Here is a 20,820-nt window from a genome sequence, read left to right on the forward strand (position 1 = left end):
TGTTCCGGCCTGGCCGCCGGCGAACCGCCGCCGTCCTTGCCGCGTCCGGTGTTCAGCGCGGCGGGCGTCAGCTCCGATCGCGCCCACGCAGGACCCGCAGCCGCTTGGCCGACAGCAGCGCCAGCGCCAGCAGGGTCACCACCACCGACGCCCAGCGCAGATGTGCCTCGTGCAGGGCAAGCGCACCGAAAATCAGCGCCCCCGCGAACAGTTCAAGCAGCCACTGGCGTGCCTTTTGCCGGGGCAGATCGGGCGCCAGCCGGGCGAAGAATGCGACATGCAGCCACAGCACCGCCATGCAGGCGTAGGTAGCGCCCAGCGCTACCCCGTAAACCAGCAGGCCCTGGCCCTGCTGAAAGCCCTCGAACACGAAGCGGATCACCACCGGCATCAGGGCCACCAGGCTGAGCAGCAGCAGGTTGATCGCCGTGCCCACCGGGTCGATGTCGCGCAGATGGGCCACGATGCGCCGGTGGAAGGCCCACACCGTGCCGATCAGGAAAAAGCTCAGGAAATAGATCAGCAGGGGCGTCGCCCAGACCTCCCACAGCGTTTTCCCCGGCACCGCCTCCGGCTTGATTTCGATCGCCGACAGCGTGATGGCGATGGCGAATACGCCATCGGAAAGCATGACCAGCCGATCCAGGTGACGCTGGCCGACGTGATGATCCGAAACCGCCTGCGTGACGCGATGATCCATCTTCTCCCTCCCTTCGTTCGCCTGTGGCCGAATGCCGCATGATGCCGCAGATCGCGGCGCGGGTCTGCGACAGGCGGGCGGCGGATCGCGTATCCTTGGCAGCTACGTCGCCGCGCTCATTCCGGCGCTCGCAAGGCACCGTGGCCATACTGCCGCCCTCCCCGCGAGTCCCCACTCCGCCCCGCCGGAGGACCCGGCGCGCGGCTCCCCGAACCAGCGACAACGCGAGACAACCGACATGGTGGCAATGGCAACCGAGCACGTGATCGACGTGCAGCACTGGAACGACAGCCTGTTCTCGTTCCGCACCACGCGCGATCCCGGCTTCCGCTTCGACAGCGGCCAGTTCGTGATGATCGGCCTGGAAACGGACGGCCGCCCGCTGATGCGCGCGTACTCGATCGCCAGCGCCAGCTGGGAGGAACACCTGGAGTTCTTCTCGATCAAGGTCGCCGACGGCCCGCTCACCTCGCGCCTGCAGCATCTGAAGCCCGGCGATCCGCTGATCGTCACGCGCAAGCCCACCGGCACCCTGGTGCTGACCGACCTCAAGCCCGGGCGCAACCTGTACCTGCTCGGCACCGGTACCGGGCTGGCCCCGTTCATGAGCATCATCCGCGACCCGGATACCTACGAGCGCTTCGACCGGATCGTGCTGGCCCACGGCGTGCGCCGGATCGAGGACCTCGCCTACGCGCACTATCTCGAACACGAGCTGCCGCAGCACGAATACCTGGGCGAGCTGGTGCGCGAGAAGCTGATCTACTACCCCACCGTGACCCGCGAGCCGTTCCGTCACCGCGGCCGCATCACCGACGCGATCGTCGACGGCGTGATGAGCGCGGCGGTCGGCCTGCCGCCGCTGAACCCGGCCACCGATCGCGTGATGCTGTGCGGCAGTCCGGCAATGCTGGACGACCTGTGCGCCCTGCTCGACGGCCGCGGCTTCCAGGCCTCGCCGCGCACCCGCGCGCCGGGCGACTACGTGATTGAGCGGGCCTTCGTGGAGAAGTAGCCGAGCGAGGAGTTAGTGGAGAGGAGTGAGGAGTTAGAGAAGAGCATCCGCGCACCCGCTCTCTCTCACTTCTCACTCCTCTCCACTCACTTCTGCTCCAATGCGGTCTGCGCCCGCGGAAGGCCACCCATGCTCGACATCGCCCTCTACATCCTTGCCGCCCTGCTGATCGTCGGCGGCCTCGCCGGGTCGGTGCTGCCGGCGCTGCCGGGCATCCCGATGGTTTTCGGCGGGATCTGGCTGGTCGCCGCCGTGGACGATTACCGGCACCTGGGCCTGTGGTGGCTGCTGATCATCGGGGCGCTGGGCACGATCGGCATCATCGTCGACTTCGTTGCCGGCACGCTGGGCGCCAAGCGGGTCGGCGCCAGCCACCGCGCGCTGTGGGGCGCCACCATCGGCACCTTCGTCGGCATGTTCTTCGGCATCCCGGGCCTGCTGCTCGGGCCGTTCGCGGGCGCGCTGGTCGGCGAGCTTGCCTCCGGCACCAGCGTGCTGCGTTCGGCGCACGTGGGCGCGGCGACGTGGCTCGGATTGTTGCTGGGCACCTTGTTCAAGCTGGTGCTGTCATTCCTGATGGTGGGCCTGTTCGGCCTGGCGATGCTGTTCGGCTGAACCGCTCGGCGACGCGGCGGACTCATACGGGCGCGTCGGGAATCACGTACAGCAACACGGCGAGGAAGTGCAGCACGCTGCCGGCCAGCACGAACACATGCCACAGCGCGTGGTGATACGGCAGTCGTCGCCACAGGTAGAACGGCACCCCCAGCGTATAGGCCAGGCCGCCGGCCAGCAGCAGCGCGGTGCCGCCGCCCTGCAGGTGCTTGCTGAGCGGCTCGAACGCGACCATGCCGATCCAGCCCATGCCCACGTAAAGCAGCACGGCCAGCTTGTGGTAGCGCTTGAGCAAGCCGAGCTCGAGCGCGCTGCCCGCCAGCGCCAGCGTCCACACCGCGGCAAACAGGCTCCAGCCCCACACGCCGGGCAGCGCGATCAGGGTGAACGGAGTGTAGGTGCCGGCGATCAGCACATAGATCGCGATGTGATCGAGCGCACGCAGGGTCGGCTTGGCGGCGACCGACGGGATCGAGTGATACAGCGTGGAGGCGGTGTAGAGCAGCACCAGCGAGGTGCCGAACACGGCGCAGGCCACCACCGTCAGCGCATTGCCATGCAGCGCCGCGAAGGCCACCAGGGTTGCCAGCCCGGCGATGCTCAGCACGATGCCCAGGCCGTGGATGATGCTGCTGGCAAGTTCGTCGCCGAAGCTGTAACTCGGCATGGCGGTGCCGGACAAGGCGGTCATGGGGTTTCTCCGGGGACGCGGGGCGCGCGGCTCTACCTTACCCGCGCGCCCGGCTCGTGCATACCGTGGCGCATGGTCGCGCCGTCACACTATTCGATGATGAAGGCACCGAAGGCCACGCCCAGGTTCCAGCCTTCGCCCTTGCCGCTGAGCGCCAGCGAGACGCTGCCCTTGGTCAGCACCTGCGCGGCGGCGGATTTCGACGCGCCCGCATGCGCCTCGGCATCGGCATAGCTGCCCAGCACGTCGCGAACACCGGTCACGCCGCTGAACTTGCCGATGCCGTTGCTGATCTTCGTCTTGCCGAACGTCAGGCCACCGCCCTTGGCCCGCAGCTTCACGTTGAGGCTCTGGCCGTTGCTGCAACGGACCGTGCCGGTGCCCTTGGCGGTCTTGTAGAACACCGACCAGCCGGACAGCTGGAAGGTCATCTTGCAGGAGACATCGCCCGCCCGCGCCGGCGTACCCAGCATCAGCCCGCCGCACGCCAGCACGACCACGCCCGCCCATTTGATCAGGTTCATCGTATTCCCTCGTCGCCGGCCGCTTGCCGTTGCCCGATTGCCGCTACCTGGTTGTTGCAGGCCCGCTTGCTGCATGACCGATGCGTGCATCGCGAGCACCGATGCCTGCATGGCAACGCAGACTGATGGCCGGATGCGCACGCGCAGAAAAAATCCGCGGCGGGCTGCGACACCCGACAAACCCGCATTTGGCCATCCAGACGTCCTGTTGCGCAAGTGCGGTTTGGGGGCATAGGCTCGGGTCGCGGCAGCACGATCCCCCTGCTCACGCAGCGTGACGCCGCAACATCCCCACCGATGTCAGGAGGTTGACCATGTCTCCCGCAAGCCTGGCTGTTGCTCACCGTACCCATCCCGACCCCGCGCGCATCGCGGCCATCAGCGCCGCCATCGCACTCAACCTGGCGGTGATCATGATCGCGACGAGGCCTTCGGGCCCGGCGTTCTTCCACGCGATCCAGCGGCTCAACCCGATACCCACGATCAGCTTCATCCCGCCACCGGAGCCGGTGATACCGCCACCACCGATCGAGGTGCTGCCGCTGCCGCTGCCGCATCCACCCGTCGCGCCACCGGTGGTCCACCACCAGACGCCGATCAGCCCGCCGGTGGCGACACCCGTCGCCGAGGGCAACGTCCCGGTGGCGCCGGTCACCACGCCCACCCTGCTGCCGGCCGGCACCACCACCGGACCCGCGGTGGACGCCGCACCGGTCGAAGCCAGCCTGGCCTATCGTTCGGCCCCGCTGCACTTCCCCACCCGCGCGCTGCAGCAACGCATGCACGGCACCGTGCTGTTGCGCGTGCTGGTGGATGAAACCGGCAAACCCGTCCAGGTGACGGTGGAGCGCGGCAGCGGTTACCTGCTGCTGGATCGCAGTGCCATCCAGCAGGTGCTGGACGGCTGGCGCTTCCAGCCCGCCATGGTCGACGGGCGGGCGGTGCGCGCGCTGGCGCGGGTGCCGGTGACGTTCAATCTGCGCGAATGAGGGGTCGCCACGACACGGCGCCCGGGCCGTTCCGGCGGCACACCGGGCGCCGTTGTCGTGGCTGTCCCGTTCAACAACCTGTTAACGATGCGCATGATCCACTTGCGGCCATTCACCCTGCCAGGTTCCACGCATGGGCACGCATCGACACATCCTGAAAACCCTGCGCAGCATCGCGCTCGAACACGCCGGCTCCGCCCACCCCGACCTTGCCTCGATGGCCCGCGAACTGGGCCGCGTGGTGCACCAGGACGCCTCGTCCATGGCCACCCGGCTGGCCTCGCTGCGCCGGCGGCAGCGCGGCTTCGAACAGATCCTGCTGAGCCGGCGCAACAAGCCGCCACTGAGCCTGTGGATCGTCGCCTGGCCGGCGAACCACGTTTCCCCGCTGCGCGAACATGGCGCGTGGGGCCTGGAGATGGCCCTGGTCGGCGCGCTTGAAGTGCAGTCCTGCCGGCGCGACGCCGCATCGAACGAACTGACGGTGCTGGATCGCCAATGGCTTGGCCCGGGTGACGGCGCCTGGTTCGACGGCGAGGCCCACCAGCTGCGTCGCTGCCGCAACCTGTCGCGCTACGAGACGGCCCTGTCGCTGCACGTCTACGGCGATGAAATGGCCGACTACGCCACACCCGGGCGGACCGGGCCTGCCGCTGCGCAACTGAAGGTCGCCCCACGCCACATCACCGCCAGCCGCCTGCACGGCTGATCTGGAACCCGACGAAAGAAGCACCATGTTTCGACGCCTTGCCCTCATCGGCGGTGGTGCCGCGGCCGCCAGTTTGCTCAGCGAACTGCTGGAACGCGACGCCACGCCACCGTTGCAACTGGACTGGTTCACCGGTGGTGGCCGCCCCGCGCGCGGCGTGGCCTATGCCACCACCTCCGAGCACCACCTGCTGAACGTGCGGGCGGCATCGATGAGCATGTTCGCCGGCAAGCCACGCGGCTTCCTCGACTTCGTGCAACACGGCGATCCGTCCGTCAACGGCACCGACTTCCTGCCGCGCCGGCTGTACGGCGACTACCTCGAGGCCGAGGTGGCGCGGGCGCTGAAGCAGGGCCAGGCGCGCGGCCACCACGTCAACCTGATTCCCTTCGCGGTGGACGCGCTGGTGCCTGAAACCGACGGCGTCACCGTGATCCATGGCGAGGAAAGCCATCGCGTCGACGCGGCCGTGCTGGCGCTCGGTGCGCTGCCGCCACAGCCGCTGGGCGTGGTGGGCGCAGCGGCGCTGGCCAGCGGCCGCTACATCGTCGATCCGTGGCGCCTGCTGGCCGGCGCCGACCAGACGCAGCCACCGCCGCGCAAGGTGGTGCTGGTGGGACTGGGGCTGACCGCCGTCGATGTCGTGCTGGAACTGTCCGCGCGCTGGCCGCAGGCCGAGTTCGTCGGCCTGTCCCGTCATGGCCGCTTTCCCGAAGTGCACCTGCGCAATGCGGCATTGCCCGTCGACGATGGCGCCGGGCTGGTCGAGGCGATGCGCGACGCGCCCGAAATCCGCCAGTGGACACGCCTGCTGCGCGAAGCCATCGGCCAGCCCGGCATCGAATGGCGGGCCGTGGTGGACAGCCTGCGCCCGCACCTGTCCGGCCTGTGGGCCGAACTTCCGCTGGAGCAGCGTTCGCGTTTCATGCGACACGCGCGCTGGGCGTGGGAGCGCGCGCGTCATCGCATGGCGCCGGCAGTCCACGACGCGGTTGATGCCCTGGAGCGCAGCGGCCGGCTGCAGCGCCGATGCGGGCGGTTGCACGCGGTGGAGGTCGATGGCGCCTCGCTGCGATTGACCATGGCCCACGCCGGCGTCGTCGAGGCGCTGGATGCCGACCTGGTGATCCAGACGGTCGGGCTGGACACGGACCTGCGTCGCAGCGACCATCGACTGATCAGCCAGTTGCTCACCAACGCACACATCGAGGCCGATCCGCTGGGCCTGGGTGTGATCGCCGACCGCAACGGCCGCCTGCAGCACGGAGACCGGCATTGGCCCCACCTGTTCGCCATCGGCAGCCTGTTGCGCGGCACCCTGTGGGAGTCCACCGCGATGCCGGAAATCCGCCAGCAGGCACGCCACCTCGCCGACCAGTTGCTGGACGGCTGAGCCACGCGCCGCGCCCCTGATGACGGCCGGCGCGCTCACTTTCTGCATCCTCCTGCTGCACGCGCTGGGCCTGCTCGCCGCGATGCATGCGGTGATGCACACGCGCACCCCGCAAGGCGCGATCGGCTGGGCGTTCGGCCTGTTGTTGCTGCCCTACGTCACCCTGCTGCCTTATCTCTATCTCGGCTCCAGCCGCTTCCTCGGTTACCGCGTGGGTCATCAGGCGCCAAGGGGACATCCGGCAACGACCGGGGCGGACGACGAACCGGCCACCGATCCGGCCTGCCCTAGCTACGCCGCGATCAGCACCCTGCAGGGCCGGCCATTCCGCAGCGACAACCGGCTGCGCCTGCTGATCGATGGCGACGCCGCCTTCGACACCATGCTGGCGGCGATGGCCGAGGCACGGCACTGCCTGCTGCTGCAGTTCTTCATCATCCATGACGATGCGCTGGGTCGGCGCTTGCAGCAGGTCCTGCTGCAGCAAGCCGCCGCCGGGGTGCGCGTCTGCGTGCTGTTCGACGGCATCGGCAGCCATGCGCTGCCACGCAGCTATGTCGAGACCCTGCGTGCCGGTGGCGTGCAGATCCACCGCTTCGCCACGCATCGCTGGCGCAACCGGCTGCAGCTCAACTTCCGCAACCATCGCAAGATCGTGGTGGTCGATGGCGCGCGCGGCTATGTCGGCGGACTCAACGTGGGTGACGAATACCTTGGCCTGAAGCCGCCGCTGGCGCCGTGGCGTGACACCATGCTGGAACTGCGCGGACCGGTGGTGGCCGACCTGCAGCAGCTGTTTGCCGACGACTGGCACTGGATCACCGGCAGCACGCCACCGCTGCTGCCGGTGCCGACTGGAGACGGGCACGCCAGCGCGCTGATCGTGGCCAGTGGCCCGGCCGATCCGCAGGAAACCGGTTCGCTGTTCTTCACTGCCGCGATCAACGCGGCGCGCCAGCGCGTGTGGCTCAGCACGCCCTATTTCATCCCCGACCACGCGGTGCGTGCGGCGCTGCAGCTGGCCGTGCTGCGCGGCGTGGACGTGCGCATCCTGATTCCGTCGCGCCCGGACCACCACACCGTCTTCCTGGCCTCGACCCTGCACGCGTACCAGGCGGTGCGCGCCGGCATCAAGGTGTTCCGCTACCAGCCGGGCTTCCTGCACCAGAAGGCGCTGCTGATCGATCGCGAGGCCGCGGCGATCGGCAGCATGAACCTGGACAGCCGCTCGTTCCGGCTGAACTTCGAGGTCGGCGCGATGGTGGTCGACCACGGTTTCGCTGCGGACGTGGCGGTCATGCTGCTCGACGACTTCAGGCGCGCCCAGGCCATCGACGAACACGAGTATCGCGATGCACCGTACCTGCGCCGGGTCGCCATGCATGTGGCGCGCCTGTTCGATCCGCTGCTTTGACATCACGGAGAAGCACCATGCGCCAGCTCGCCCTGCTGCTGTGCCTGATGACGGCATGCATTGCCGGCCACGCCGCCGAACCGGCGCATCTGGACGAACGCTCACTAGTCCTGGACGGCGTGACACATCGCTACCAGGTCTTCGTTCCGGCCGGCTGGACGGCCAAACGGCACTGGGCGGTGGTGTTGTTCCTGCACGGCAGTGGCGAACGCGGCGACGACAACCGCGCCCAGCTGAGCCAGGGCCTGCCGCCGTGGCTCGTCGAGCACAGGGACTTCCCCGCCGTAGTGGTGATCCCCCAGGCACCGCAGGGAGCTCGCTGGAACGGCGCGGTCGAGAAGATGGCGCTGCAGGCGCTGGAGGACAGCATCAAGGCCTGGCACGGCGATCGCCGGCGGCTCTACCTCACCGGCTTGTCAATGGGCGGCTACGGCTCATGGCAGATCGCGGTGGATCGTCCGGGGCTGTTCGCCGCCGCCGCGATCATCTGCGGCGGTATCCGTCACCCGAACGACAACGCCGACCTGTACCTGCGTGGCATCCCCGCCGGCATCGACGATCCGTACACCTGGGTCGCCACCCACATCGGAAACTTGCCGGTATGGATCTTCCACGGCGCACTCGACGATGTGGTGCCGCCGCGGGAATCGCGGCAGATGGCCGCCGCGCTCAAGGCGCGCCACGCCGACGTGCGCTATACCGAATTTGCCACGCTCAACCACGGCTCATGGCAGGCCGCGTACGCCACCGACGGGCTGTGGCCGTGGTTGTTCGCGCACCGATTGCCGGCGCGCTGAAGATTCAGCGGCGGCGGCCGAAGCGGTGTTTCCAGTCGCCGCTGCACAGGGCCCAGGCAAGGTAGATGCCCACGGCCACGCCGAGCACTTCGCACAGGGTGCGCAGGCCGATGCTGTCCGGATCGTGCACTTCGGCCAGCTTCACCTTGAGCAGTTGCAGCGACTGCATCCGCCCGTAATTGAAATAGAACAGGTTCCACAGGTCGCCGCTGACGGTCAGTGCGCTGGCCAGCAGGAACGACCAGCCGATCTGCGGACCGTAACTCCAGCCATTGCGCCGACCCAGCCAGTGGAACAACAGGAACAGGACGAATCCCGCCACGGCGGAAATCAGGCCGGCCTGCAGGCCACCGATGATTCCGTATCCCATCCACGACTGGTCGTACTGCACTGCGCGCCCCCGGTTCGTATGCCTGCGGCCATTATGGGTCATCCGGTCGCGTAGCCGGTTCCGGTTAGACTTTCGCCGACCGATCCACAAGAAACCGTCGATGACATCGAACCGCCCTGCCCATGCCGCGCTGATCCTGGTCGACGTGCAACCGGACTTCATGCCCGGTGGCGCGCTGGCCTGTCACGAGGGCGACACCATCATCCCCGGCATCGACGCCTTGCTGCGCGCGCGCCGCTTCCGCCACGTGGTCGCCACGCAGGACTGGCATCCGCCAGGTCACGTGTCGTTCGCCAGCCGTCATCCGGGACGCGCCGCCTTCGAGCGGATCGACCTGTACGGCCAGCCGCAGACGCTGTGGCCCGATCACTGCGTGCAGGGCACGGCCGGGGCCGAGCTGCATCCGGGCATCGACTGGTCGGCACTGGACGCGGTGATCCGCAAGGGCAGCGATCCCGCGGTGGATTCCTACAGCGGCTTTCGCGAGAACCATGGCCCGGATGGAAGCCGCCCCAGCACCGGCCTGGCCGGCTGGCTGCGCGAACGCGGCGTGGACGAGGTCGTCGTCTGCGGACTGGCCCGCGACGTCTGCGTGCTGTGGACGGCGCAGGATGCGCGGGAACTCGGCTTTCGCGCCAGCGTGCTGTGGGACCTCAGCCGCCCGGTGACGCCGGTCAGCGATGCAACCACCCGCGCCGCGCTGCTGGAGCAGGGCATCGGCATCGTGTAGCAGCGCGGGCTCGCTCAGGCATCGTTCTCGCCGGATGCGCGCACCGCGATCGCACCGTCCTCGTCGACCTCCACGCTCAGCGTGATCGGGCGACAGCACACCTGGCAATCCTCGATGTACTGCTGGCTGGAAATCGAGGCGTCGATCAGGATGCCGATGGATTCGCCGCAATACGGGCAATCGATGATCTCTGGCGTGAGCATGGCGCATCTCCACGGGTAGCCAGGCCAGTACAGCACGAAGCCGGGTGACGCGGTCGTCAACCGTGGCGCGGCGACCAGGCCTGCGGCAGGCCGATCCAGAACAAGCCGTCGCGGGCGCAGCGCGGCGCCAGCTTCAGCAGTTCGTTGTCCTTGCTGACCAGCCAGCGTGCACCCGAGGCCTGCGCCAGCTCCAGGAACATCTGGTCGTCCGGGTCCGCGCAGCGCGGCAGCGATACCCCAGGCGACGCGGTGGCCTGTTCGTCCGGCAGGCAGTGCACCAGGGCATCGAACGCGGCCTCGATGCCGGGTCGGGCTTCGGCGCTGATCGGCACCTGCGGATAGTGCAGCACGCGCAGCCATTCGGCGCGGCAGTCTCTGCGCGTCACCGCCTGGATGCGGCCCTCGCGCATCGCCACGTGCAGCGCCGCGGACTGCGCATCGTGGAACAGGAAGATGTCCAGGCACACGTTGGTGTCCAGCACGACGCGTGGTGGCGAAGAGGCGGCAATCATCACGCCATGATGCGGCAATCAGGCCATGCGATGCACGGCACGCGCCCGGAACGAAACGAACAGGCCGCGATGGCGATGGCCGCCGCGGCCTTGTTCCCCGCGCAGGTTCAGTCGCCGCCGCTCCTGTTCAACCTGACGCGCGTGCTGACGTAGACATCGCCCGGGTCGGCCGGCACCTGGGCGAAATGCTTGCGGCCGAAGTACAGGCGGGTGCCGTCGGCCGACAATGTGGCGCGGGTTTCCGCGCCGTCCGGCGTGTTGACGGCGGTGTTCTCGATCGGACCTTGCACCGTCCACGGCGAAGCGGTGTCCGGGCGCGTGGCATGCCAGATGTCCTGATTGCGCGGATCGGCGCTGGCGCGGTTGCTGCTGAACACGATTTCCAGCCCGTCGCGGCGCACGTTCGGCATCAGGTCGGCGGCGTCGGTGCTCAGCTCGGCCACGCGCACGCCGGGCCCGAACGTGCCGTCGGCGCGCATCCGGCTCATGTAGATGTCATGGCTCTTGCTGTCCGGATAGCCGTCGCTGGAGAAATACAGGAAGGTGCCCTCGGCGGTTTCCACCACCGACGGGCTGTACTCCGAACCCCGGGTGTTCGGGCCGCCGTCCGCGTAGCCGCCCAGGTCAACCGGCGTGCCCCAGCCGTGCGCGGGGTTTTCCCGGGTCAGGAAGATGTCGCCGGCCGGCGGGCTGCCGGGCGGCGGCGCCGGCATCGCCTTGCAGCCGGCGCAGTCCCCGGCGTTCTGCCGCGAGCTGACGAACAGCAGCCACTTGCCGGGCAACGGCGTGGGACAGTAGTCGGCGGCGGTGGGCGAGTTCACCGGCGCACCGAGGTTGGCGGCGTGCTCCCAGCTGCGCAGCGCGACGTTCCAGCTCGCACGCCAGTTGTCCAGGCCGCCATTGCGGGTGGACATGAAGTACAGGTACTTACCGTCCGGCGATTCGATCGGGCAGCCCTCGGCCGCCGCGGTGTTAATCCCGGGAGCGGGCACCGCGTTGCTCCACGCGCCGTAGTTCCTGGCGTAAGTGCTGGCGGACAGGACCACGGCGATGGCCAGTGCGCATTGTGGGTATTTGCGGTTCATGCGTATCTCCTTGCGTATGAGATGGACAACCGCGGCAAGCCCCGCTCAGCGGGCTTGCCGCGCCATGGCGACGAGCCGCGGCTCGCCTTGCGAAAGCCGGTGCATCACGACCTGCACGTTATCGACGCCGCGCCCCTGGCAGGCGCGACCGATTCCGGCCATCAGTCGCTCGCGCGCGGCGTAGACTTGGCCGAAGTTGTGCAGGCCGGTCCATGCCTCGACCTGGCGCTGGGTGGGCAGGCGGGGTGACGCGCAATCGGCGACGAACCCGGTGACCCGGACCGACAGCAGCGTCGCCGCGCCCTCCTGGGCGAAGGCCGGTGCGATACATGCCGTGAGCAGGACGGCGGCGAAACGAAGGCGACGGTTCATGGCGATCTCCTCGGGCGACGTGCCGGCGGATGCCGGTGTGGCCAGCTTCGGGAATGCGACGCCACGGGTCTTGAGGCCGCCGCTGGGGAAGCACTGGACATTGCTTGGATTCCTTGGGAAAACATTGGGGGCCGCCCCGCAGCGCAGGTTTTCGTCCACCCACGTGCACCGCCACAGGACGCCATGGACCCCTCAACGCCCGCCCCGCTCGCCTTCGACGAATCCGCGATCGACTTCGCGGGCCGGCGATTGCTGCGCGACGGCATCGAGCAGCCGCTGGAACCCAAGGCCTTCGCCGTGCTGGCGCTGCTCGCCGGCACCCCCGGCCGGGTCTTCACCCGCGACGAGATCCTCGACGCCGTCTGGGGCCACCGCCACGTCACCCCGGGGGTGCTGAACCGGCTGATGACCCTGTTGCGGCACGCGCTCGGCGAGGACGCGAAAGCGGCGCGCTACCTGCACACCGTGCATGGCGTGGGTTACCGCTTCGACCTTCCCGAAGCCGCGCCCGACGACCCGCCGCAGGCCCTGCAGGCATCCGTGCCGGCAGCGCCGATGGTGCCGGTGCCGCTCTCAGCCCCACCGCCCCGCGCCAGCGGGCGGCGCGCCAGCGACCGGGGCGCCGTACCGCGTGCGCTGCCGTGGTTGCTGCCGCTGCTGGCGCTGCTCGCCTTCGCCGGCTGGACATGGTGGCCGCATGCGCCGAGCGCCCCGGGACCGGTCCCGGAGCGGAGCATCGCGGTGCTGCCGCTGGTCAACGCCGGCAACGACGCGCAGCAGGTGTACTTCTCCGACGGCCTGTCGGAAAGCCTGATCGACGCGTTGTCCCGGTTCCAGGGACTGAAGGTGATCGGTCGCACCTCGGCCTTCCGCTTCCGCGACAGCAAGGACGACAGCGCGACGATCGGCCGCAAGCTGGGCGTGGCCTACCTGCTCGCCGGCAGCGTGCAGCGCGCCGGTGACGTCGTGCGCATCAACGCGTCACTGACCCGCGCCGCCGACGGCAGCACGCTGTGGACCGAGCACTACGACCGGCCGTACAGGAACCTGTTCGCCCTGCAGGACGAGATCGCCCAGGCGGTGGCCGGTGCGCTGCAGCTGAAGCTGCTGTCGCCCGGAGCATCGGCAAGACCGAACGACCGCCCACCCGGCGGCAACATCGACGCCTACAACGTCTATCTGCAGGGCCTGCAGCATTGGCACAACCAGGATTTCCCCAAGGCCGCCGAGCACATGGCCCGGGCCGTGCAGCTGGACCCGCAATACGCGATGGCATGGGCGTACCTGTCCGGATCGTGGAGTACCGTCGCCGCGTTCCGGGACGATCCTCCCGCGGTGGCCCGCGAACAGCTGCGCCAATCGCGCCTGGCAGCGGACAAGGCGCTGCAACTGGCGCCCGGCCTGGGCCAGGCCCACGCAGCTCGCGCCTACCTGCAGTTCTACAGTTTCGATGCCCGCGGCGCCTTGGCCGAGTGCCGCCGTGCCGTGCAGCTGGCGCCTGAGGATGGCACGGTTCTCAATGGCTGCGGTTTCGTGTTGGCCGGCCTGGGGAAACTGGGGGAGGCGATCCGGCTGCGCGAGCAACTCCTCTCGATCGAGCCGTTGTACAACGTCAACGATTTCGAATACGCCAAACTGCTGACGGCGACTGGCCGGCTGGACGAGGCGACGAAGTACCTGCGCATCGCCGAGGACCTGTCGCCACCGGAATCATCCCGGCCATACCAGTTCATGTACGTAGCCATCGCGCGCGGCGACGTGGATGCCGCGCAGGAGGCCGCCCGCAAGCAGCTCTCGCCGTGGCGTGAAATGAATCTGGCGATCGCCACGCAGATTTCCCCGGACCGCGCAGAGGCGGATGCGGCACTGGCGAAGGTGCTCGCCGACAAGGTCTGGGCGAAAACCAGTCCCTATCTGGTCGCGCAAGCCTATGCGCTGCGCGGCGACGCGGACAGGACCATGGAATGGCTGGAGCGCGCGCCGGCCCACGACATCCTGTTCATGCTGAGCGACCCGCTCATCCTGCGTTTCCGCGAAGATTCGCGCCTGGTCGCGTTCTGCCGGAAGACCGGCCTGCCGCCACCGGGCGAAAGCGAGGCGCTGGGCATCGACCAGATCCGCGCCGCGAACAGCGCGCGGAACCGCTGAAGCGCGTCCGCCTTCGAGGACGGGCCCTGCCTCGACGCGCCGGCATCGGCGGCCATCCCTATACAATGCATGCTTTCCGAGCGGAACCGACAGCCATGGCCGAGCGCGAGTTCGACAACTACCTTGCCCGCTCCGGCGCCACCCTGGAAGGCTCGCGCTACGCCGCGTGGCTGGCGATCACGCCACGCCGCCACGGTTTCCCGGTGTACTACGCGATCTGCGAGAACCGCAGCTTCCGCGACAAGACGGTGGCCGAGACGGCTGCCGCCAAGGCGCTGGCCGAAATGAGCGGACTGGAACAGGACGGCACACCGATCTTTCCCGAAGGCTATACCGGCTTCGATGACGACCAGTCCGCCGACAGCCGGCCCGCCGACGATCCGGCCTGAGCTGGCGCCGGCATTACCGGCAACGCTGCGCCAGTTGCGCCACGGCCGCGGCGATCCCGGCGGGAGCGTCGACGCTCACCATCCGCGGATCGTTCGCCTCCACGGTGCTCTCCAGTTCATGGGCCCAGGTCACGTGATAGGGCATGTGCACGCCCCAGCCGCCCAGGCGCAGCACCGGCTCGATGTCCGAACGCAATGAGTTGCCGACCATCGCGAACTGCGCCGGTTGCAGGTCGAACTCGCCCAGCACGCGCCGATAGGTGGCGGCGTTCTTCTCCGACACGATCTCGATGCGGCGGAACAGGTCGGCCAGGCCGGACTGCGCCACCTTCTTCTCCTGGTGGAACAGGTCGCCCTTGGTGATCAGCACCACGTCGTGGTGCGCGGCCACCGCCTCGACCGCCTCGCGGATGCCCGGCAACAGTTCCACCGGATGCTGCAGCACGCTCTTGCCCAGCGCGACGATGCGGTGGATGTCGGCGGCGCTGATGCGGCTTTCGCTGAGCGCGATCGCGGTTTCCACCATCGACAGCGCCATGCCTTTCGCACCGTAGCCGAACAGCTCCAGGTTGCGCTGTTCGGTGGCCAGCATGGTGTCGTGCACGCGCTGGTCGCCCAGGTCCACGTAGCGGCCCACGATCGCGGCGAACGCGTCGTTCGCCTCGCGGTAGTAGCCCTCGCTGTGCCACAGCGTGTCGTCGCCATCGAAGCCGATCAGTTGCAGCATGCGTTCAAACCTTCGATTCAATCAGCAGGAGCCCGGTGCGGATATCGCAGCGGGAATGGAATAGCCATCCGGTAGCCCGCCCTCAGCGTGCCGCTCCAACTGCGGAGCCCGTCGCCGTACCTGCATCTTGGGAAGCTCCCATCAGGTTGTACGACAGCGGCGTGCTGAAACTCGTCGCCACCGGTTTGCCGTCGATCCATTCTGGCTTGGCTTGCAAACCTTGCATGGCTTCACGCGCAGCCTTCTCAAATACCTTTTCCGCGTGCTCAGCGCTACCGTAGAGCTCGCCGGAAACCTTGACTTGGCTTACCTGCACATCGGTGACCGAACCATCCGGCTGGGCGATCGCATCGATCCTCATCGTGGCCTCCGTGCGTGAGCGCATCATGCTCGGGGGATATTTCAGTGGCTTGGTAAAGATCAGGCTGGGGCCACTCGAAAGCAGAACCACACGTACGCCGTACTTGTCCGGCCCTTGTTGCAGGACTTCCAGCTTGATCCGTGCATAGGTGCGGGCGGTGACGGCCACACCATTCTTCATCACCGGCGTGAACTGCCAGTGCGACACCGCCTGCTGGATCGATGGCGCAAACGCAGCCGGCAAATCTTCCGGCGGCGCTACCTTCGCCACATGCCCCTGCGTGTCGATGTCCAGCGCCACGTCGGCACGATAGCTGCGTACCACCTGCTGCGCACTGATCGTGCCAATGCAGGTCAGGAGCAGGAGCAGGCTTGCGATGCCCGTTCTCATGGATATCCCCTTTTGTATTCCACCCGGAACACACGATGGCGCCGCTGATTCAGCTGAAATCGCTGCCCAGACGCAGGTTGATGTGCAGCGCCGTGGCCAGTTCGCGCATCGGCTCGTTGTCGCGGCTCAGCGTGATCCAGCCGGCATGCGAGTCGTCCTCGGTTTCCCAGGTCCACAAGGTATAGCCGGATTCGGCCAGCCGGTCGTAAGCGATACCAAGCACGCTGCCGGCATCGCGATCATCGAAATAATCGTCGTCGTCCGGGTCGCCGTTCCAGTCGATCGACAGGTTCCAGCGCGCGCTGAGTTCGTCCAGCGCCTGCACCAGCGAGCGCAGGTCGTCCTCGGCAACCATGAAGCCCGCGCGCCAGTCGATCACCCGCGCCACCAGCTCGACCGGCTCGGACTCGTCGCCATCGGCCACCGCTTCGCGGTAGGCGGTGAACTGCTGCAGCGCGGAGTCTTCGTCGCCCGGGTTGATCAGCAGCAGAAGCTGCCACACCCGCGCCTCGATCGAATCGTCTTCCTCGTCGAAGTCGCGGTCGTCCTCGAAATCGTCGTCGTCACGCATGCTCACGCACCTACCCGCTGGCGCACCGCATCCATGTCGCGGATCGGGCGGATCTCGATCGCGCCGGTGCGCGACCACGGGAAGTTCGAGGCGATGCGCACTGCCTCGTCCATGTCGGCCGCCTCGATCAGGTTGAAGCCGCCCAGGTATTCCTTGGTTTCGGCGTAAGGGCCGTCGACCACGCTGGTGCGGCCGTCGCGCACGCGCACGGTGCGCGCGGTCGCCGGTGCTTCCAGTTGCTGCGAATCGTGCAGCTGTCCGTTGGCGCGCAAGGCGTCGGCCTTGACGAAGCAACCGTGCATCAGGGTATCGAACTCGCCTTCGGGCAGTGCGCCCAGCAAGGCGTCGTCGCAGTAGATCATCACGAGGTATTTCATGGCGTCCTCGGCGGGAAGGTTCACGGAACCATGGAGAGGCAGGGCGAGGGTGGATAATGCCGCAATGAGCACCGCCCACGATACCTCCAGCGCCCCGTCCTGCCCGCCGATCGCCTTCGTGCGTTCACCGTATGCGCGGCGGATCGACGCGCCGCACCAGTCCACCGTGGTGGCCGGCACCGAGACCCGGGAAGCGGCCGAGGCCACGATCGAGTTCATCGCGGACTTCCCCGCGGCAGCCTACCGCGACCTGGCCGGCTTCGAACGGATCTGGCTGGTGTTCGCCTTCCATCGCAGCGAAGGCTGGAAGGCCGAGGTGCGCCCGCCGCGCGGCGGCGGCAAGCGCAGCGTACTGGCCACGCGTTCGCCACACCGACCGAACGCGCTCGGCCTGTCGGCGGTGGAACTGGTCGCGGTGGGCGATGGTGTGTTGCAGGTACGCTGCGTCGACCTGCTCGACGGCACGCCGATCCTCGACATCAAGCCCTACGTGCCCTACGCCGATGCGTTTCCGGCCTCGCGTGCCGGCTGGATCGACGAAATCGATGCAACGCAGGGCCGGCATTCCGCGCCCGGGCCGAAGCGCCCGCGCTCGTCCCCGGGCAACTAAGCCATCGTCGCCGGCGCGCACGCTCCGCACCTGAAACAGCCACGTCCCGACAGGGCGGATCATGCCGCGCCATTCGCGCGACACGATCCGCACCCAGCTCATTGGCCGAAGTCCAGTCCCAGTTCGATCGAGACCGCGCGGCCATAGGCGTTGTAGTTGCCCACGTCGTAATACGGCCAATTTCCATTGGTGCGATCCAGCGGCGGACGCTTGTTGGCGATGTTGTTCGCCACCAGCGCAATCGAGGCCATCGGGTTGAGCCGGTAGCGCACGCTGCCGTTGAACAATACCCACGGCGCGATGTTCTTCGCCGTGCCGATGGCGTTCCACGTATTGCCGTTGCGGATGCCGTAGACGGTTGAGCTCCAGTTGCCGATATTCCAGGTCAGGCTGCCACTGACGCGGCTTTTGAATTCATCGGAATTGGCACAGCACAACAGGTCGTAGGTCGGATCACCCTGCTTTTCCTGCCAGGTGTGCTTGAACTCGTTGTAGTAGTCGCCGCTGAAGATGAACTTGCCCCACGCACCGGCATCGAGCCGGTAGGTCAGGTTCGACTGGATACCGGTCTGGTACTCGGACGACACATTGATCGGATAGGTCGAAACCTGTTGCACGCCGCCGGGATTGACCGGGTCGCTGGCCGGCAGACGCTGCACCTCACCCAGTACCTCGGCGCACGTCGGCGAGTTGATGTCGTAGGCGGTCTGCCCGTTCTCGGACATGCCCAGGCGGCAATTGGCCTCCAGGTCGAGGATCTCGTCGCTGCCCAGGATCGCCACTTCATTGGAGATACGGATCGCGTTGTAATCCACCGACCAGCTGAGGTTGTTGTCCGCATTCGACCACACGAAGCCGTAGGTGAATGACTTGGCGGTGATGTCCTTCAGGCCCGTATTGCCGCTGGACACGGCAAGCATCGATCCGCCGGCCTGCGGACAGCTGTCGAAATTGTCCGACGTGTAACCTGCCGCGCGGCACTTGTAGTAATCGGTCGCGGTGGAATAGCCGCTGCTGCGGCTGGAGAACAGGTAGAACATGTCCGGCGCGCGAAACGCCGTCGCATAGCTGCCACGAATCAGCAGGTGGTCCATCGGCCGGTATTCCAGGCCCAACTTGTAGGTTGCCTTGCCATTGCCACCGCCGTCGTAGCTGTACTTGTCGTAGCGCGCCGACAGGTTGGCGCTCAAGGTCTTCAGCAACGGCACCTGCATCTCGGCACCGGCGGCGTACTGCGAGCGCGCACCGGATGCCACGGTGGAGCCACCCACTCCGCGGAAATAGCCTTCATCGGCCAGCGGGCTGCCCGAACGGTTGTCGAAACGCTCGTTGCTGGCCTGCACGATCGCGGCGAAACCCACCGGTCCGGCCGGCAACTGGAACAGGTCGGTCGTGTTGGCGGTGATCGTCTCGTTCTGCGTCCATGACATCGACGCGGCGCGATTGGTCGCGGAGAACTGCTGGTATTGCGCCGTCGTCAGCGGCTGGTACAACCGATCCAGATGGGGCGCGAAGATCGGATAGCCGGAAGCATCCGTACCCAGCTGCGGCCCGAGGTAGTACGCATCGACGCCGTTGTTGGCGAGGAAGTCGGTCGACTTGCGCACGGCCCTGGATTGAGAACGGTTGTAGTAAGCGTCGTAGCTCCAGTCCGTATCGCCGATGCCGCCGCGAATGCCGAAGCTGGCGTTGTAGGTATGGGTGAACACGTGCTGGTCCTTCGCATCCAGGCCGACTTCCTCCGGCGCAAAGATGCGCTGCCACTGTTCGTACTGGCCGGATGTCTGGTTGTAGAAGGTCTGGTTCCAGAACGGGCTGCCGCCGCTGTAGGTCGGGTTGCTGTAGCTGTACAGCATGTCCGAGTACAACTCGGTGTTGTCGTTGATGTGGTGGCGCAGGAACAGCGAACCGTTGACGTCCGTGCTCTTGTTGCTGAGCGACGCCAGGCTGACGTTGTTCGGGCTGCCGCAGTAATTGCCCAGGCTGGCGCCATCACGATGGCTGTATCGGGTGGTGCCCGAATACAAATAGCCCAATGGCGCGCAGGCGTCCGCCCCCGGATCGATGTAATGCGGATTTGCCCCGGCAGCCATGCGCAGGAAGGTCCGCGAAGGCACCCCCGGCTTGCCGGTCGGATCGTCATCGTAGGAGTCGATGTAGCTGCGCTGGAATGCCCAGACCGGTGTCTCCCTGGATACCTGCAAGCCGGCACTCACATCCAGCTTGCCCCAACGGTGTCCCGTACTCAGTTGCAGGCGCTGGTTGTCGCCGCCACCGTCGTTGTAGCCGCCCATGCGCAAACTCACATGGGTACCTTCCACGTGGTCCTTCAACACGATATTGACCACGCCGGCAATGGCCGCCGATCCGTAAATGGAAGACTGACCGCCGGTAAGCACGTCGATATGGTCGATCATGCCGACCGGGATATTGGCGATGTCGACGATATTGTTGCTGCCGTTGTAGGCCAGCGGGTAACTGGTCATCGGCTTGCCGTTGAGCAGTGTCAGGGTGAAGCTCGGATTCAGCCCGAACAGGCTGATCGTCTTGGCGCCGGGCGTGTAGCCTCCCGTGAATTGTGGATCCTGCACCGAGCCGTTGGACACCGGCAGCGCGCGCAGCGCATCGAATACATTGCCGAAACCCTGCTGCTCGATGTCCTTGGCGGTCACCGTGATGACCGGCGAGGGGCCCTCGACCTGTGCCCGCGGAATCAGCGAGCCGGTTACCTGCAGGGCCTGCAATTGCTTGACCTCGGGCGCGGCAGCCGGCTTCTTTTGCTTGTCGGCCTTGTCGGCCTGACTCCCCACAGCCACGTCCCGAGCCGCCACGGGAGTGTCGGGCACGGTGTTCTGAAGGTCGCTGGCCCACGCGTGTGCTGCCGGGATCGACAGCAGCGACGTCACGATGGCACCAAGTATTTTCAATTTCATGGGATAGATGCACTCCACTCAGGATTGACCATGTGCCGATGCACTGCGGCACGCCACGACTCTCCATGCTCGTCGGGAACATGGCCAACAAGCCGCTCACCGGCACTGCCGCCACGCCTGTTCACGACGTCCTCCCCGCCTGCGCCCAGCTTTTTCCGGGCACAAAGCTCCCCG

At 67.3% G+C, this 20,820-nt stretch carries 24 protein-coding genes; 11 read left to right on the forward strand and 13 right to left on the reverse strand.

The genetic code is table 11. The features are described 5' to 3' along the window. Positions 1-67 precede the first annotated feature (67 nt). Positions 68-700, reverse strand: a complete 633-nt coding sequence (locus ASD82_RS12280) for a TMEM175 family protein (RefSeq protein ID WP_056718113.1) — start codon at positions 698-700, stop codon at positions 68-70. A gap of 238 nt (positions 701-938) precedes the next feature. On the opposite strand from ASD82_RS12280, the gene ASD82_RS12285 reads away from it, so the two are divergent. Both ASD82_RS12285 and ASD82_RS12290 read left to right on the forward strand, forming a co-directional pair. Beyond that, the gene (locus ASD82_RS12285) at positions 939-1,715 is read left to right on the forward strand and encodes a ferredoxin--NADP reductase (RefSeq protein WP_056718114.1); all 777 of its coding nucleotides are present in this window, start codon (positions 939-941) and stop codon (positions 1,713-1,715) included. Between the two features lie 129 nt (positions 1,716-1,844). Further along, positions 1,845-2,330: a DUF456 domain-containing protein gene (locus ASD82_RS12290; RefSeq protein ID WP_056718115.1), complete on the forward strand. Its 486-nt coding sequence runs from the start codon at positions 1,845-1,847 to the stop codon at positions 2,328-2,330. 22 nt (positions 2,331-2,352) lie between these two features. Here ASD82_RS12290 and ASD82_RS12295 read toward each other — a convergent pair whose 3' ends face one another. Beyond that, positions 2,353-3,021: a hemolysin III family protein gene (locus ASD82_RS12295; RefSeq protein ID WP_056718116.1), complete on the reverse strand. Its 669-nt coding sequence runs from the start codon at positions 3,019-3,021 to the stop codon at positions 2,353-2,355. Between the two features lie 89 nt (positions 3,022-3,110). Beyond that, entirely contained in the window at positions 3,111-3,494 is a 384-nt protein-coding gene (locus tag ASD82_RS12300) for a hypothetical protein (protein ID WP_235577827.1), read from the reverse strand. Between the two features lie 365 nt (positions 3,495-3,859). Here ASD82_RS12300 and ASD82_RS12305 point away from each other — a divergent pair, with 365 nt between their 5' ends. From ASD82_RS12305 to ASD82_RS12325, 5 genes are all read left to right on the forward strand, one after another. Beyond that, on the forward strand, positions 3,860-4,534 hold the full coding sequence (locus tag ASD82_RS12305; protein ID WP_056718118.1) for an energy transducer TonB: 675 nt from the start codon (positions 3,860-3,862) through the stop codon (positions 4,532-4,534). Positions 4,535-4,667: 133 nt separating this feature from the next. Next, positions 4,668-5,243 (forward strand): cysteine dioxygenase, encoded by a 576-nt coding sequence (locus tag ASD82_RS12310; protein ID WP_056718119.1) that lies wholly within the window; start codon positions 4,668-4,670, stop codon positions 5,241-5,243. 25 nt (positions 5,244-5,268) lie between these two features. Continuing rightward, the gene (locus ASD82_RS12315) at positions 5,269-6,636 is read left to right on the forward strand and encodes an FAD/NAD(P)-binding protein (protein ID WP_056718120.1); all 1,368 of its coding nucleotides are present in this window, start codon (positions 5,269-5,271) and stop codon (positions 6,634-6,636) included. A 19-nt stretch (positions 6,637-6,655) separates the two neighbouring features. Beyond that, complete coding sequence (gene cls / locus ASD82_RS12320) at positions 6,656-8,050, forward strand: cardiolipin synthase (RefSeq protein ID WP_056718121.1); 1,395 nt, start codon at positions 6,656-6,658, stop codon at positions 8,048-8,050. A 17-nt stretch (positions 8,051-8,067) separates the two neighbouring features. After that, positions 8,068-8,847, forward strand: coding sequence for a PHB depolymerase family esterase (locus tag ASD82_RS12325; protein WP_056718122.1), 780 nt, complete (start codon positions 8,068-8,070; stop codon positions 8,845-8,847). 4 nt (positions 8,848-8,851) lie between these two features. Here ASD82_RS12325 and ASD82_RS12330 read toward each other — a convergent pair whose 3' ends face one another. Continuing rightward, on the reverse strand, positions 8,852-9,238 hold the full coding sequence (locus ASD82_RS12330) for a hypothetical protein (RefSeq protein WP_056718123.1): 387 nt from the start codon (positions 9,236-9,238) through the stop codon (positions 8,852-8,854). 100 nt (positions 9,239-9,338) lie between these two features. Here ASD82_RS12330 and pncA point away from each other — a divergent pair, with 100 nt between their 5' ends. Further along, positions 9,339-9,968 (forward strand): bifunctional nicotinamidase/pyrazinamidase, encoded by a 630-nt coding sequence (pncA, locus tag ASD82_RS12335; protein ID WP_056718124.1) that lies wholly within the window; start codon positions 9,339-9,341, stop codon positions 9,966-9,968. Between the two features lie 14 nt (positions 9,969-9,982). Here pncA and ASD82_RS12340 read toward each other — a convergent pair whose 3' ends face one another. From ASD82_RS12340 to ASD82_RS12355, 4 genes are all read right to left on the reverse strand, one after another. After that, a complete protein-coding gene (locus tag ASD82_RS12340; RefSeq protein WP_056718125.1) occupies positions 9,983-10,171 on the reverse strand; it encodes a CPXCG motif-containing cysteine-rich protein in 189 nt (62 codons plus the stop codon). Between the two features lie 56 nt (positions 10,172-10,227). Then, positions 10,228-10,683, reverse strand: coding sequence for a putative toxin-antitoxin system toxin component, PIN family (locus tag ASD82_RS12345; RefSeq protein ID WP_056718126.1), 456 nt, complete (start codon positions 10,681-10,683; stop codon positions 10,228-10,230). Between the two features lie 107 nt (positions 10,684-10,790). Next, the gene (locus tag ASD82_RS12350; protein ID WP_056718127.1) at positions 10,791-11,768 is read right to left on the reverse strand and encodes a PD40 domain-containing protein; all 978 of its coding nucleotides are present in this window, start codon (positions 11,766-11,768) and stop codon (positions 10,791-10,793) included. 45 nt (positions 11,769-11,813) lie between these two features. Beyond that, entirely contained in the window at positions 11,814-12,299 is a 486-nt protein-coding gene (locus ASD82_RS12355) for a hypothetical protein (RefSeq protein WP_157599259.1), read from the reverse strand. Between the two features lie 24 nt (positions 12,300-12,323). Here ASD82_RS12355 and ASD82_RS12360 point away from each other — a divergent pair, with 24 nt between their 5' ends. Both ASD82_RS12360 and ASD82_RS12365 read left to right on the forward strand, forming a co-directional pair. Beyond that, positions 12,324-14,288, forward strand: coding sequence for a winged helix-turn-helix domain-containing protein (locus ASD82_RS12360; protein WP_056718129.1), 1,965 nt, complete (start codon positions 12,324-12,326; stop codon positions 14,286-14,288). Positions 14,289-14,383: 95 nt separating this feature from the next. Further along, positions 14,384-14,677, forward strand: a complete 294-nt coding sequence (locus tag ASD82_RS12365) for a hypothetical protein (RefSeq protein ID WP_056718130.1) — start codon at positions 14,384-14,386, stop codon at positions 14,675-14,677. A gap of 13 nt (positions 14,678-14,690) precedes the next feature. Here the strand turns inward: ASD82_RS12365 and ASD82_RS12370 are convergent, their stop codons facing one another. The 4 genes from ASD82_RS12370 to ASD82_RS12385 form a co-directional block, all read right to left on the reverse strand. Further along, positions 14,691-15,404, reverse strand: coding sequence for an HAD family hydrolase (locus tag ASD82_RS12370; protein ID WP_056718131.1), 714 nt, complete (start codon positions 15,402-15,404; stop codon positions 14,691-14,693). Between the two features lie 82 nt (positions 15,405-15,486). Beyond that, positions 15,487-16,155, reverse strand: coding sequence for an energy transducer TonB (locus ASD82_RS12375; RefSeq protein ID WP_056718132.1), 669 nt, complete (start codon positions 16,153-16,155; stop codon positions 15,487-15,489). Positions 16,156-16,204: 49 nt separating this feature from the next. Then, positions 16,205-16,726: a hypothetical protein gene (locus tag ASD82_RS12380; RefSeq protein WP_056718133.1), complete on the reverse strand. Its 522-nt coding sequence runs from the start codon at positions 16,724-16,726 to the stop codon at positions 16,205-16,207. Positions 16,727-16,728: 2 nt separating this feature from the next. Then, on the reverse strand, positions 16,729-17,103 hold the full coding sequence (locus ASD82_RS12385; protein WP_056718173.1) for a YciI family protein: 375 nt from the start codon (positions 17,101-17,103) through the stop codon (positions 16,729-16,731). Positions 17,104-17,167: 64 nt separating this feature from the next. Here ASD82_RS12385 and tsaA point away from each other — a divergent pair, with 64 nt between their 5' ends. Then, positions 17,168-17,713, forward strand: coding sequence for a tRNA (N6-threonylcarbamoyladenosine(37)-N6)-methyltransferase TrmO (gene tsaA, locus ASD82_RS12390; RefSeq protein WP_056718134.1), 546 nt, complete (start codon positions 17,168-17,170; stop codon positions 17,711-17,713). Between the two features lie 98 nt (positions 17,714-17,811). Here tsaA and ASD82_RS12395 read toward each other — a convergent pair whose 3' ends face one another. Next, positions 17,812-20,646, reverse strand: coding sequence for a TonB-dependent receptor (locus ASD82_RS12395; RefSeq protein WP_056718135.1), 2,835 nt, complete (start codon positions 20,644-20,646; stop codon positions 17,812-17,814). Positions 20,647-20,820 lie beyond the last annotated feature (174 nt).

Origin of the sequence: Rhodanobacter sp. Root179, from assembly GCF_001428465.1 — a bacterium.
In the GTDB taxonomy this organism is placed as follows: domain Bacteria; phylum Pseudomonadota; class Gammaproteobacteria; order Xanthomonadales; family Rhodanobacteraceae; genus Rhodanobacter.